Below are 13,204 nucleotides of genomic sequence, written 5' to 3'. Positions count from 1 at the left end.
CCTCCGGGAAGAAAAGGAGTGAAGCCTGGGGCGGGACCCCCCGGAACTCCCGCCTGGCCTTGAAGTACACCTCTGAGCGGTGACTCTCTGCCAGCACGTCATCGCTTTCCTCACCGGATGCCCATTCGGCCGGGTTCTTACACCGGTGCGATCCAGGCTTTTCACCGGCGGGAAGCCTCAGAACAGAGCGGCCTCGGGGCTTTCCGGCTCCATGAGGTGGGGGCCGTTGTTCCTGACGTTGTTGACCTCGCTGGACACCGGGTAGGCGGCGAGCCCGCTCGGCGGCGAGGCCTTCAACCAGTCGAGCAACTGGCCGGGGTCGGTGCGCTCGGGATCGAGCCAGTCGGCCCACCGGTCGCGCCCGATGATCACCGGCATGCGGTCATGGATGTGCCCGAGGTGATCCTCGGCGGTGGTGGTGATGACCGTGCAGGTGGTGAGCCACTTCAGCGGGTCGTCGTCCGCCCGGGTCGGATCCTTCCAGAACTCGTACAGCCCGGCCATGGCCATCACCCCGCCGCCCTCGGGGTGGATGAAGTAGGGCTGCTTGGTCTTCTTGTCGGCCCTGAACCACTCGTAGTAGCCGTCCGCGGGCAGCAGGCACCGCCGCCGCGCGAAGGCCCTGCGGAACGCCGGCTTCTCGGCGAGCGTCTCGACCCGCGCGTTGATCATCCGGGAGCCGATGGAGGGATCCTTCGCCCAGCTCGGTACGAACCCCCACTTGAGCACCCGGAGCTGCCTGGCCGGCTCCGGCGTTCCTCCGCTGTCGGCCTCACCTTCGCCGGCCTGCTCGACAGGGCGGGTGAGCACCGCGTAGACCTTCTTGGTCGGGGCGACGTTGTAGTCCGGACCGAGCTCCTCGGGCGTCCCGTCCAGCCCGATGTCGAACTCCTCCAGCAACTCCTGACGCTTGCGCGCTGAGGCGTATCTACCGCACATGCCCATAGACTGCCGCACCCGCGCCGGCCATGCGTACACCCCGTGCGAACCGTCCCGGCGGTGGCGGCCTCACCCCTTCCAAAGGCGGGCTCCCGGTAGGCTCGGAGCTATGTCAGCTCCCATGTGGCACGCGCCCGAGGCGCCCGGCCCCGTCGACGCGGCCGTCCGGCTGCCCGGGTCCAAGTCGGTCACCAACCGCGCCCTCCTGCTGGCCGCCCTCGCCGACGCTCCCGGCACGGTACGGCTGGCGCTGCGCAGCCGTGACGCCGACCTGATGGTCGCGGCCCTGCGATCGCTCGGGGCCGGGCTGACCCCCTCCGGCGAGACCGCGTCCAGCGTCGACTGGCACGTCGTCCCCGGTCCGGTGCGAGGCGGCGCCTCGATCGACGTCGGGCTCGCCGGCACGGTCATGCGGTTCGTCCCGCCGATGGCGGCGCTGGCCGACGGCGAGGTGTCCTTCGACGGCGACCCGCACGCCCGCACGCGGCCGATGGGCCCGATCCTCGCCGCGCTGCGCACCCTGGGCGCCGAGGTGAGCGGCGACGCGCTGCCCTTCACCATCCGGGGCCCGCTCGCGGGTGGCGAGGTGACGCTGGACGCCTCGGCCTCCTCGCAGCTCGTCTCCGGGCTGCTGCTGGCCGCCCCGCGCTACGAGAAGGGCGTGACCGTCCGCCACAGCGGCCCTCCGGTGCCGTCCATGCCGCACATCGAGATGACGGTGCAGATGCTCCGCGCCGCCGGGGTGAGCGTGGACGACGGCGAGCAGGACGTCTGGCGGGTCGAGCCGGGCCCGATCGCGGCCCGTGACCTCACGGTGGAGCCCGATCTGTCCAACGCCGCCCCGTTCCTGGCCGCCGCCCTCGTCACCGGCGGCACGGTCACGATCCCCGGCTGGCCGCAGGAGACCACGCAGGGCGGCGACGCGCTGCGCACGCTGCTGCCGCGCATGGGCGCGACCGTCGCCCGCACCCCCGAAGGGCTGAAGGTCACCGGCGGCGAGCGCGTCGACGGCATCGACGCCGACCTGCACGACGTCGGCGAGCTGACCCCCACGATCGCCGCCCTCGCGGCCCTGGCCGGCTCGCCCAGCACCCTGCGCGGTGTCGCCCACCTGCGCGGCCACGAGACCGACCGGCTCGCCGCGCTGGCCACAGAGATCAACCGGCTCGGCGGCGACGTGACCGAGACCGGCGACGGCCTGGTGATCAGGCCCCGGCCGCTGCGCGCCGGTGTCTTCCGCACCTACGCCGACCACCGGATGGCGACGGCCGGAGCGGTGATCGGCCTCGTGGTCCCCGGGGTCCAGGTGGAGGACATCGCGACCACCGCCAAGACCCTCCCCGAGTTCGCCCGCATGTGGGCGCTGATGTTGGAGGAAGCCCGCTGAGAAAACGGGAGTACGACGAGGAGGACGTGCGGGTCAGGCCGGGCAAGGGGTCGCGGCCGAGGACCAGACGCCGTCCCGCGCACGACGACGCCGTCCCGGGGTTCGTCGTGGCGGTCGACCGTGGCCGCTACACCTGCCTCGTCGGCGGCGACGTCACCGAGACCGGCGTCGACGGCCGTCGCGGGAAGGGGCGCGGGGAGGCCGCGCGCCCGGTGACGGCGATGCGGGCCCGCGAGCTCGGCCGCAAGGGCATCGTGGTCGGAGACCGGGTCAGCCTGGTCGGCGACACCTCAGGACGCCCCGACACCCTGGCTCGCATAGTCAGGCTCGAACCGCGCACGTCGATGCTGCGGCGCAGCGCCGACGACACCGATGAGTTGGAGCGCCCCATCGTCGCCAACGCCGACCAGCTCGTGATCGTCACGGCGCTGGCCGACCCGCCGCCCCGGCCCAGGATGATCGACCGCATGCTCGTCGCCGCGTTCGACGCCGACATCGAGCCTCTGCTGTGCCTCACCAAGGCCGACCTCGCGGCCCCCGACGACCTCGTCGCCCGCTACGAGCCGCTCGGCGTCCCCTACCTGGTGGTGCGCAAGGGCGGCGACCTCGGACAGGTGCGGGCCAGGCTCGACCACCGGCTGAGCGTCCTCGTCGGCCACTCGGGGGTGGGCAAGTCCACCCTCGTCAACGCCCTGGTCCCGGACGCCGGGCGGGCGGTCTCGCACGTGAACGCCGTTACCGGGCGCGGGCGTCACACCTCCAGTTCGGCGGTCGCCCTCGAACTGCCCGGCGGGGGCTGGATCATCGACACTCCCGGGGTGCGCAGCTTCGGTCTCGGACACGTCGTGATCGACAACGTGCTGGCCGCGTTCCCCGCGCTGGCCGAAGGCACCGTCCACTGCCCGAAGGGCTGCACCCACCGGGGCGAGGAGTGCTCGCTCGACGCGTGGGTCGCGGAGGGCCACGCCGACCCGATGAGCCTCGCGTCCCTGCGCCGCATCCTCGCCAGCCGCGACGGCGCCCCCGACGACGACTGAGACGGCTCCCGCCCCCACGACGACCGAGCCCGGCGACGACTGAGACGGTTCTCGCCCCCGACGACGACCGAGCCCGGCGACGACCGCGGCGGTTCTCGCCCGCGAAGCGGCCCCGGCCGCGACGCGCCCGCCGCGACGCGGTGACCCAGCATGACCGGCATGCGACGCTTCGGAGCGATCAGGGACTGCTGAAACGGGCGGCGGCACGATAGCGTTTGTCCCTGTGACGGGCTATAGCGACGACCTGCGCCTGGCGCACATGATGGCAGACAGCGCCGATGATCTGACCATGCGCCGGTTCCGCGCCGTTGACCTGCGGGTGGACACCAAACCTGATCTCACTCCGGTGAGCGACGCCGACCGGGCGGTCGAGGAGGCCATCCGCGGCACGCTCAGGCGTGCCCGGCCCCGCGACGCGGTCGTCGGCGAGGAGATGGGCAAGACGAGCGGGTACGGCTCCCGCTGCTGGGTGATCGACCCCATCGACGGCACCAAGAACTACGTGCGCGGCGTCCCGGTCTGGGCCACGCTCATCGCGCTCATGGAGCACGGGCGCGTCGTCGTCGGCGTGGTCTCGGCGCCCGCCCTCGGCCGCCGCTGGTGGGCGGCGCGCGAGGGCGGCGCGTGGACGGGTCGCAGCCTGACCAAGGCGTCCCGCTGCCAGGTCTCGTCCGTGAGCCGCCTGCAGGATGCCTCGTTCTCCTACTCCAGCTTCGGCGGCTGGGAGGAGCGCGGCCGCCTCGAGGAGTTCCTGACCCTCGCCAAGACCGTCTGGCGCACCCGCGCCTACGGCGACTTCTGGTCCCACATGATGGTCGCCGAGGGCTCGGTCGACATCTCCGCCGAGCCCGAGCTGTCCGCTTGGGACATGGCGGCCCTCACCGTGATAGTCGAGGAGGCGGGCGGCGTCTGGACCGACCTGTCCGGCGCCCAGGACGTGGACGGCGGCAGCATGGTCTGCGCCAACCCGCTTCTGCACGGGGAAGTGCTCAAACGCCTCGGCGACTGACCGGCCGCCGCAGGAACCCGCCGGCGCGCGGCGGCCGGCGGGCGGAGCTCAGCGCTCGTCCGGTGGCCGGACGATGACCCGGTCCTCGAGGTAGCAACTGCAGTTACCGCATCCTGGAAGCATGCCCCACCCTCCTCGGCTGTCGTGCCATCGACGCTACGGCACATCCTCGCCTCCGTAACTGTCGGCGAGGGGACAGTCACGTGCACCTGACGGTGACGGCGCCGCCATGCCGGGCGCCGCGATCCGCCGCGCGGGCCAAGGGAGGGTAGAGCGGCTTGGAACCCTCAAAACGATAGTGACCCGACCCGTTCATTCTTCGTTCACCTTGAACCGGGAATCAAGTCATCTTCGGTCCCTAGCGTCCTACCCGTTGAGTTGAACAACGTGGGAGGACTAGAACCGTGAAGTATGCAGGCCGGCTCGCCGTAGCCGCCATCGCCGGCGTGCTCTCGCTCGCTGCGTGCGGCACCGATAACAACACCGGTGGCACCGACACCGCTTCGGCCCCCGCCGGCAGCGCGGGCGCCGCCGGGCTCAGCGGCACGATCAACGCGGCCGGCTCCTCGGCCCAGGCCAACGCGATCGCCGAGTGGAAGAAGTCGTTCCAGTCGACGAACCCCGGTGTGAGCATCAACTACCAGCCCAGCGGCTCCGGCGCGGGCGTGCAAGCCTTCATCCAGGGCACCGTGGCGTTCGCCGGCTCGGACTCGGCGCTCAACGACGCGAAGGGCGAGCCGGCCCAGGCCGACGGTCGTTGCAAGACCGGCAAGGCGATCAACCTGCCCATGGTGACCGGCCCGGTCGCGGTCGTCTACAACCTCCCCGGTGTGGACAGTCTGCAGCTCTCGCCGAAGACCATCGGCGGCATCTTCAACAGCACCATCACCAAGTGGGACGACGCGGCGATCAAGGCCGACAACCCCGACGCCAAGCTGCCGTCGACTCCGATCCAGGCGTTCCACCGCTCGGACGAGTCGGGCACCAGCGACAACTTCACCAAGTTCCTGAAGGCCACCGCCGAGTGGCCGTACGAGCCCGCCAAGGCCTTCCCGGCCGAGGCCAAGGGTCAGGGCGCCAAGGGCTCCGACGGCATCGCGCAGGCCGTCAAGGGCGCCGAGGGCGCGATCAGCTACGTCGAGCTCTCCTACGCGGAGAACTCCAGCCTGTCCAAGGCCAAGGTCGCCAACGGCTCCGGCGAGTTCGTCGAGCTGACCCCGGAGAGCGCCGGCAAGACGATCGAGGCCGCCGAGATCAAGGGCACCGGCAACGACCTGAAGCTGTCGATCGACTACGCCACCAAGGCGGCGGGCGCCTACCCGATCGTCCTGGTGACCTACGAGATCACCTGTGAGAAGGGCCTGTCCGCCGAGGACTCCAAGCTGGTCAAGTCCTTCCTCACCTACACCGCGAGCGACGAGGGCCAGGCCGCTCTGACCAGCCTCGGCTACGCGCCGCTGCCGGCGAGCCTGGTCGCCAAGGTGCGCACGGCCGTCGAGGCGATCGCCTAACTCAATGGCCACGCCACTTCGTACACGTGAAGGCGGGCCGGCCGTGCGCCGGTCCGCCTTCCGGCGCAGCCGCGGCGAAGGCCCCTTCCGCTTCGCGACGACCGGCGCCGGAATCCTGCTGCTCGCCATCATGGCGGCGATCGCGGTCTTCCTGGTCGTGAAGGCCGTTCCGGCCCTCCAGGCCAACACCTCGCACTTCCTCACCGAGAAGGTCTGGACCCCGAACGCCACCAAGCCCGTCTTCGGCATCGCGGCCCTCGCGTTCGGCACCGTGCTCAGCTCCTTCCTGGCGCTGATCATGGCGGTCCCCATCGCGATCGGCGTGGCCCTGTTCATCTCCCACTACGCGCCGCGCCGCCTCGCCGGCGTCCTGGGCTACGTCATCGACCTGCTGGCGGCCGTCCCCAGCGTCGTCTACGGCCTGTGGGGTGTGATCTTCCTCATCCCGTTCATGCAGGGCCCCTCCACGTTCCTCAACACCTACTTCGGGTGGATCCCGCTGTTCGCCGGCGACGCCGTCTACGGCAAGTCGATGCTCACCGCCTCCGTCGTGCTCGCGATCATGATCCTGCCGATCATCGCGGCGATCTCCCGCGAGGTGTTCCTCCAGGCGCCCAAGATGATCGAGGAGGCGTCGCTGGCCCTCGGCGCCACCCGATGGGAGATGATCAGGATGTCGGTGCTGCCGTTCGGCCGTCCCGGCGTCATCAGCGCGGCCATGCTCGGTCTCGGGCGCGCGATGGGCGAGACGATCGCGGTCGCGCTCATCTTCCCCGCGACCTTCGACATCGACATCAGGGTCCTGTCCGCCAACGGCAACAGCATCGCCGCCAACATCGCCAACGGCTTCGGCGAGGCGACCCCCATCGGCCAGGGCGCGCTGATCGCCTCCGGCCTAGTGCTGTTCATCATCACCCTGGTCGTGAACATGGCGGCCCGGCTGATCATCGCTCGCCGCAAGGAGTTCTCGGGGGCCGCCGCATGACCATGTCGCCCAGCGTCATCACCCCGGTCTCGTTCAACCGGCGGCTGAAGAACCGCGTCGTCCAGGGCCTGGTCTGGCTGGCCTTCATCCTCGCGGTGATCCCGCTCATCTCGGTCATCTGGCTGGTGGTGAAGAACGGCCTCGCCCGCTTCGACACCGAGTTCCTGACGCACTCGATGCGCAACATCGGCGCGCGAGACGCCGGAGGCGGCGCCTACCACGCCATCCTCGGCACGCTCGAACAGGTCGGGCTCGCCACGCTGATCTCGGTGCCCGTCGGCCTGCTGACGGCGATCTACCTGGTGGAGTACGGCCAGGGGCGTCGCCTCGCCCGTTCCATCAGTTTCTTCGTCGACGTCATGACCGGCATCCCCTCCGTGGTGGCCGGTCTGTTCATTTTGGCGTTCTGGGTGCTCGTGCTCGGCCTCGGCTACTCCGGCTTCGCGGGCGCGCTGGCGCTGTCGATCCTGATGATGCCCACCGTGGTGCGCTCCACCGAGGAGATGCTCCGCCTGGTCCCGAACGAACTGCGGGAGGCGTCGTACGCCCTCGGCGTGCCGAAGTGGAAGACGATCCTGCGGATCGTCCTCCCCACGGCCTTCACCGGCATCATCACCGGGATCATGCTGGCCATCGCCCGCGTCGCGGGCGAGACCGCGCCGCTGCTGCTCACGGTGTTCATCACCGACTCCATCAACACCGACCCGTTCACCGGGCCGCAGATGGGCCTCCCCCTGTACATCTTCGACCAAATGGGCCGCCCGAACGACACCGCGATCGACCGGGCGTGGGCGGGAGCGCTCACCCTCATCCTGTTCGTCATGCTGCTCAACCTGGCGGCGCGCATCATCGCGTGGTGGCGCTCTCCCGCCAAGGGCCGATAAGGGGTTATCGACAATGGCCAAGCAGATCGAGGTGTCCGACCTCGACGCGTACTACGGATCGCACAAGGCGATCGAAGGCATCACGATGACGGTCGAGCCCCGCTCGGTCACCGCCTTCATCGGCCCGTCCGGATGCGGCAAGTCGACGTTCCTGCGGACGCTGAACCGCATGCACGAGGTCATCCCGGGCGCCCGCGTCCAAGGCAAGATCATGCTGGAGGACCAGGATCTCTACGACAAGGACGTCGACCCGGTCTCCGTGCGGCGAACCGTCGGCATGGTCTTCCAGCGGCCGAACCCGTTCCCGACCATGTCCATCTTCGACAACGTCGCCGCGGGCCTGCGCCTCAACGGCCGGATCTCCAAGTCCGAGGCCCAGGGCATCGTGGAGACCTCCCTCAAGGACGCCAACCTCTGGAACGAGGTCAAGGACCGGCTGAACAAGCCGGGCTCGGGCCTGTCCGGCGGCCAGCAGCAGCGGCTCTGCATCGCCAGGGCGATCGCCGTCAGCCCGGCCGTCCTGCTCATGGACGAGCCGTGCTCGGCCCTGGACCCGATCTCGACGCTGGCCATCGAGGACCTGATCGCCAAGCTGAAGAACGACTACACGATCGTGATCGTCACCCACAACATGCAGCAGGCGGCGCGGGTCAGCGACAGGACGGCCTTCTTCAACCTGGCCGGCCAGGGCCAGCCCGGCAAGCTGGTCGAGATGGACGAGACGTCGAAGATCTTCACCAACCCCACCCAGAAGGCGACCGAGGACTACATCACCGGGCGCTTCGGATGACCGGCTTCTAAGGAGATGGTGTGACCCAGCCGCAGGCGGCACCTGTAGTGGACGGGGACACTCGGCCGGCGCCCATGCTGCTGGTTGCCGATCCCGACGCCGACATGGTGCGGGAACTGGCCTCGGCCCTCGAACGCGAGGGCGTCTTCGTCGCCGGGGTTCCCGACGGCGCGCAAGCCCTCCTCCAGGCGGGCGCGCTGAGGCCGGACGTGGTGCTCGTCAGCGCCACGCTGCCGGTCATCGGCCCGGTCGACTTCGTCCGCGCGGTACGGCTGGCTCGCGCCGTGCCCGTGCTGCTGGGCGTGGGCGAGGGGCATGCCGAGCAGGCCGTGCAGGCGCTGGCCGCGGGGGCCACGGCGTGCGTGGCCCGGCCCTACCGCGTCCCCGAGCTCCTGCCGTTGGTGCAGGCCGCGTTCCCGGGGGACGCGGCCGGGCGCGGCGTGCTCACCGTGGGGATCGTCGAGCTCGACGTCGGCGCCTATCAGGTGCGGGTGGCCGGGATGCCGGTCCACCTGCCGCTGCGCGAGTTCGAGCTGCTGCACTACCTCATGCGCAACGCCGACCGGACGGTGACGCGCGAGCAGATCATGCGCCACGTGTGGCACGCGGCGGACACCATGTCGACCAACACCATCGCGGTGCACGTCAAGCGCCTGCGCGCCCGCCTCGGTGACGACGACGACCAGCTGATCCAGACGGTGCGCGGCGTCGGCTACCGGCTGATCACCCCTGCTTGACCCTGCTTGACCGTACTGTCCGCGAGGAGACGGGCGATCGTCTCCTCGTCACAGCTCTCCCAGAAGCCGCCGACGACGTCCTCCAGGTGGGCCAGCGACTCCGCCCGGAAGAGGACGTTCTGGTACTTGGTGATGTCGTACGTGGTGGTGCCCATCACGGCGAGGTCGAGCGGGCGGATGTCCATGCCGCGGAACTCCTCGATCTCGCCGTAGGACGAGAGGATCCCCGCGCCGTACGCGCGATCCTCGCCGTCCTCCGCGAGCACCCCGAACTCCAGGGTGAACCAGAAGACCTTCGAGACGAACTCCAGCGCCTCCTCCGTCCGGACCCGGCGGGCGGCGGCGCCGGCGAGCCGGTAGAGCCGGGCGAAGCGGTCGGACGCCAGCGCGTTGGCATGCCCGAGCACCTCGTGGAGCACGTCGGGCTCCGGGGTGTAGAACGGCACCGAATGGTGGCGGATGTACTGCGTCGAGTAGAACAGGCCGTCCGCGAGCACGCCGTAGAAGTCGCGGAGCGGCACGAGCCCGGCGGCGGGAAGGTAGCGGAACCCCGTCAGCGGCGCGAGGAGGTCGCCCACCTCCTGCAGCTGCGGGATCCTGCCGCTGGGCAGTCCGAGGCGCTCGCAGCCGCGCAGGTACTCCGTGGCGGCGTACCGCCGGTGCTTCACCGCGAGCTCCCGCGCGACCAGCGCCCACACCTCGTGCTCCCGCTCGGTGTAGGCCACCGCGGGCACCGGGTCGCCCGGCGTGTGGTTCAGCGCGAGGGCGGCGATGGCGTTGCGGCGCTCGCGGTAGACGGGGTCCGCGACCCCGGGGTGGCTCGCGGCCAGCTCGACGACGACGGACCCGTCCTCCCGCGTCGCCACCGGGGCAAAGTACTGAGCTTCTTCGAACATGACAGAAATATCGGTAATTCCGGGTTTCGCTGGCAAGAGTGACCACTTTGCGTGGTCATATCGGCCAGACATCACCCCTCCGGGCACCTGACGACTGGTCGATCCGCTCAGCGCGAGACCAGGCGGGAAATCGCGGCGTCCGCGCCGCCATCCGAGCCACGGCCCTCCGGACGCATCAGGCCGCACGCCGTAGTCTCGGGCCATGCCCACCGCGCACGGTCCCCTGGACCCCTTGGACGGCCGGCTCCTCGCCACCATGCGGGCGCATCCGCGCATCGGCCTCACCGAGCTGGCGCGGCTGCTCGGGGTCGCACGCGGCACCGTGCAGGCGCGCGTCGAGAAGCTCGTCGCGCGCGGCGTCATCGGCGACTTCGGGCCGACGGTCGTGCCGGCCGAGATGGGATACCCCATCCTCGCGTTCGTGTCCCTGCAGATCTCGCAGGGCAGGCTGGCCGAGGCCGTGCAGGCGCTCGAGGTCGTCCCGGAGATCCTGGAGGTGTACGGCACGAGCGGCCAGGCCGACCTGCTCTGCCGGGTGGTCGCACGAAGCACCGACCACCTTCAGGAGATCATCGCCCGCGTACTGGCGTCGCCGGCCGTCCAGCGCACCGACACGACCATCGCCCTGTCCACGCAGGTCCCCTACCGCGTCGAGCCCCTCCTGCGCGCCGCCACCCGCCCCGTCCCGTAGACGCGGTCCTGGGAGGCCGGATGCGGTCCTTGGAGGCTGGGGACGGGGGCTGGGGGTAGGGGAGCTCAGCCCTCCTGGGAGGCGCACCTCTCCCTGTCGGTGCACACCCGGTTGGCGATGACCTGCAGGAAGATCTGCTGTGCCTGGTCGAAGGTCTTGGCGACCATGGCGACACCGTTCGTCACCCGGGCGATCTGCTCGAGCTTCCCCGCGTCGATGTCCTCGCCGAAGCCGATGAGCGTGATGGTGACCGGCCTGCCGGGATCGAACTCCTTCTGCAGCGCGGCCAGGAGCTCGGTGAGGGAGATGCCGTGGCGGTCGTCGTCGTTGCCGTCGGTGAACACGATGACCGAGCTCAGCATGTTCCTGACCTGCTGGGTCGAGGCCGACCGGAACGCCGCCAGCAGCGAGTCGTACAGGCCGGTGTCACCCCGGGTGTGCCCGGGCAGCTTGTGCAGCTCCCGGATCACCTCGGGCGCACGTTGCCGCAGCGGCCCGACCGGCACGACCTCCTTGTAGTCCTTGTCGCCGTCCAGGCCCGTCGAGAAGATCCACAGGCCGACGTCGCTTCCCTGCGGCAGCGCGCGGATGCCGGCCTCCGCGACGCCCACCATGGCCTGCATCCGCGTGGCGCCCAGCCCCGGGACCTTCTCCCCCATCGAGCCGCTGACGTCCAGCAGGAGCAGGTTACGGGTGTCGGCGAGGAGCAGCCTCATCGAAAGCAGGCCGCGGAGCGTGGTCATGGGATCGGGGGCCGGGATCTCCTGCGGCGGCGCGGCGCGCACCCCATGGCGATCGTCCATCTCCGTCCCGGCGTTCCCCGCCGCGTCCCGGAAACCGGCCGCCTGCAGGAGGGGGCGGCCCGTGCCGGACAGTATGAGCCGCCGGAACTCCTCCGCGGCCTTCCGCTTCGCGGCGTCCCTGGTCACCGGTACGTAGGGATAGTCCAGGGCCAGCGTCCCCTCCTCGGGATACAGCCCCACCACCCGGGGACCGGTGCGGGCGCTGTTGTGGCGCCAGATGGCCTGCTCGCTGGCCACGATCACCGGATCGGCGCCCTTGTCGGGCCGTTCGACGAGATCGAACAGCGCCTGCTGGGACGGCAGCACGGATCGTTTCAGGTTCGTCGTTATGCCCTGCACGATCTTCAGCAGGGCGGGGCGGTCCGTCACCACGGAGTTGAGCGCGTCGAGCGCCGCCAGCCCCGACGCGAACCTGCTCGGCGCCGGCAACGTCGTGAAGGCCTTGGGGAGCTTCTTCTTCGTCGCCGAGGTGGGGATCAGGAGCGTCCAGGACGGCTTCCCCTTGCTCGCGGCGAGCTTCGCCGCGGTGGCCTCGGGCATTCCTATGATCACCGGCGAGCGGGCGAGCGGCGTCCTCTGGGAGAACAGCGTGCGATCCGCGCCCTGCACCCGCGCGAGGTCGACCCACACAGACGCGTCCGGTACCCACACGTCCATGATGTCTCTGCGCAGGGCGAGATCGTCGGCCACGTCGGCGGGACTTCCCGTGCGCACCGACACCGACAGGCATCCACCGCTTTCGGCGTCCTTCCTGGCCACCTGCTCGAGCACCGGTCCGATCTCCGGCGCGGCCATCACCCGCAGCTGCGGCCGTTCCCCGCACACGGAGCTCGATATCAGCCCGTACGCCCCGGTGGCGAGGACCGCCACCAGGACGGCGCCCAGCGCGACGGCCGCGATGGCGCGACGGCGGGCATTGACCAGAGGATTCGCCGTGCTCATGGCCGCGAGGACGCCGGCCAGTGGGGCGAGGAAGCCGGCCAGACGCTCTTTCCAGGGAGGAGGATCGTCCACCCATACGTCCTGACCAAGGGGATCCGGATTACGATGCCTGCCTGCCACGACGTCACGCCCTTAACGTCAACAAAGCGTACTCAGCGAACATCTCCCCCCGGCGTATCGGGAAGCGTAGCGTGTCCGTCGGGCGCGAAGATACGGTCTGACCAAGCGCTTGAATAACGGATGTACTGCGATTGTCAGACGGCCGCCGGCGCACATCCGCCTTTCCCGGCGGTGCGGCCGGGGTCCGCCCCTCCACCGTTCTCCACCTGCGCTTTCCCCGGCAGGGCGTGGTCAGGTCGAAGGTGTCCTGAGCAGCACGGGTCGAACGTGACCCTGAAACGAACCGGCTCTGGAACGCAGGAAAGCCACCCACAACGTGGATGGCTTCCCTGAATGATGCTATGAAAAATTTTGTCCGGCGGTGTCCTACTCTCCCACACCGTCCCCGGTGCAGTACCATCGGCGCTGGAAAGCTTAACTTCCGGGTTCGGAATGTAACCGGGTGTTTCCCTTCCGCTATGACCGCCGTAACC

General features: G+C 70.1%; 12 protein-coding genes and 1 rRNA gene. 9 read left to right on the top strand and 4 right to left on the bottom strand.

Annotated features, from left to right (window positions below; all coding sequences use genetic code 11):
- Positions 1–177 precede the first annotated feature (177 nt).
- The gene (locus MYF83_RS38345; RefSeq protein ID WP_248965723.1) at positions 178–939 is read right to left on the bottom strand and encodes an SOS response-associated peptidase; all 762 of its coding nucleotides are present in this window, start codon (positions 937–939) and stop codon (positions 178–180) included.
- A gap of 109 nt (positions 940–1,048) precedes the next feature.
- On the opposite strand from MYF83_RS38345, the gene aroA reads away from it, so the two are divergent.
- The 8 genes from aroA to MYF83_RS38305 all read left to right on the top strand — a co-directional run bounded on the left by aroA (position 1,049) and on the right by MYF83_RS38305 (position 9,279).
- The gene (gene aroA, locus MYF83_RS38340) at positions 1,049–2,326 is read left to right on the top strand and encodes a 3-phosphoshikimate 1-carboxyvinyltransferase (protein WP_248965722.1); all 1,278 of its coding nucleotides are present in this window, start codon (positions 1,049–1,051) and stop codon (positions 2,324–2,326) included.
- Between the two features lie 26 nt (positions 2,327–2,352).
- Positions 2,353–3,363 carry a ribosome small subunit-dependent GTPase A gene (rsgA, locus tag MYF83_RS38335; protein WP_248965721.1) on the top strand — a complete coding sequence of 337 codons (1,011 nt, stop codon included), beginning with the start codon at positions 2,353–2,355 and terminating at the stop codon, positions 3,361–3,363.
- A gap of 223 nt (positions 3,364–3,586) precedes the next feature.
- Complete coding sequence (hisN, locus tag MYF83_RS38330) at positions 3,587–4,372, top strand: histidinol-phosphatase (protein ID WP_248965720.1); 786 nt, start codon at positions 3,587–3,589, stop codon at positions 4,370–4,372.
- 404 nt (positions 4,373–4,776) lie between these two features.
- Positions 4,777–5,883, top strand: a complete 1,107-nt coding sequence (gene pstS, locus MYF83_RS38325; RefSeq protein WP_248965719.1) for a phosphate ABC transporter substrate-binding protein PstS — start codon at positions 4,777–4,779, stop codon at positions 5,881–5,883.
- Positions 5,884–5,887: 4 nt separating this feature from the next.
- On the top strand, positions 5,888–6,868 hold the full coding sequence (pstC, locus tag MYF83_RS38320) for a phosphate ABC transporter permease subunit PstC (protein WP_248965718.1): 981 nt from the start codon (positions 5,888–5,890) through the stop codon (positions 6,866–6,868).
- A complete protein-coding gene (gene pstA / locus MYF83_RS38315; RefSeq protein WP_248965717.1) occupies positions 6,865–7,752 on the top strand; it encodes a phosphate ABC transporter permease PstA in 888 nt (295 codons plus the stop codon). Before pstC ends, pstA begins: the two co-directional genes overlap by 4 nt.
- A 13-nt stretch (positions 7,753–7,765) precedes the next feature.
- Positions 7,766–8,542 carry a phosphate ABC transporter ATP-binding protein PstB gene (pstB, locus tag MYF83_RS38310; protein WP_248965716.1) on the top strand — a complete coding sequence of 259 codons (777 nt, stop codon included), beginning with the start codon at positions 7,766–7,768 and terminating at the stop codon, positions 8,540–8,542.
- 20 nt (positions 8,543–8,562) lie between these two features.
- Positions 8,563–9,279, top strand: coding sequence for a response regulator transcription factor (locus MYF83_RS38305; RefSeq protein ID WP_248965715.1), 717 nt, complete (start codon positions 8,563–8,565; stop codon positions 9,277–9,279).
- Here the strand turns inward: MYF83_RS38305 and MYF83_RS38300 are convergent.
- Positions 9,255–10,175: a phenylalanine 4-monooxygenase gene (locus tag MYF83_RS38300; RefSeq protein WP_248965714.1), complete on the bottom strand. Its 921-nt coding sequence runs from the start codon at positions 10,173–10,175 to the stop codon at positions 9,255–9,257. The two genes, MYF83_RS38305 and MYF83_RS38300, sit on opposite strands and share 25 nt — an antisense overlap.
- Before the next feature lie 202 nt (positions 10,176–10,377).
- Between MYF83_RS38300 and MYF83_RS38295 the strand changes: the two genes are divergently transcribed.
- Complete coding sequence (locus tag MYF83_RS38295; protein WP_248965713.1) at positions 10,378–10,866, top strand: Lrp/AsnC family transcriptional regulator; 489 nt, start codon at positions 10,378–10,380, stop codon at positions 10,864–10,866.
- Positions 10,867–10,931: 65 nt separating this feature from the next.
- Here MYF83_RS38295 and MYF83_RS38290 read toward each other — a convergent pair whose 3' ends face one another.
- Entirely contained in the window at positions 10,932–12,683 is a 1,752-nt protein-coding gene (locus MYF83_RS38290) for a substrate-binding and VWA domain-containing protein (protein WP_248965712.1), read from the bottom strand.
- A 401-nt stretch (positions 12,684–13,084) separates the two neighbouring features.
- Positions 13,085–13,201: ribosomal RNA gene (gene rrf / locus MYF83_RS38285) — 5S ribosomal RNA — on the bottom strand.
- Positions 13,202–13,204: the final 3 nt, after the last annotated feature.

The sequence above is a fragment of the Sphaerisporangium perillae genome, assembly GCF_023276435.1.
Lineage (GTDB): Bacteria > Actinomycetota > Actinomycetes > Streptosporangiales > Streptosporangiaceae > Sphaerisporangium > Sphaerisporangium perillae.
The sequence above is the reverse complement of the archived record's forward strand: the minus strand, read 5'-3'. Positions and strand labels throughout refer to the sequence as shown.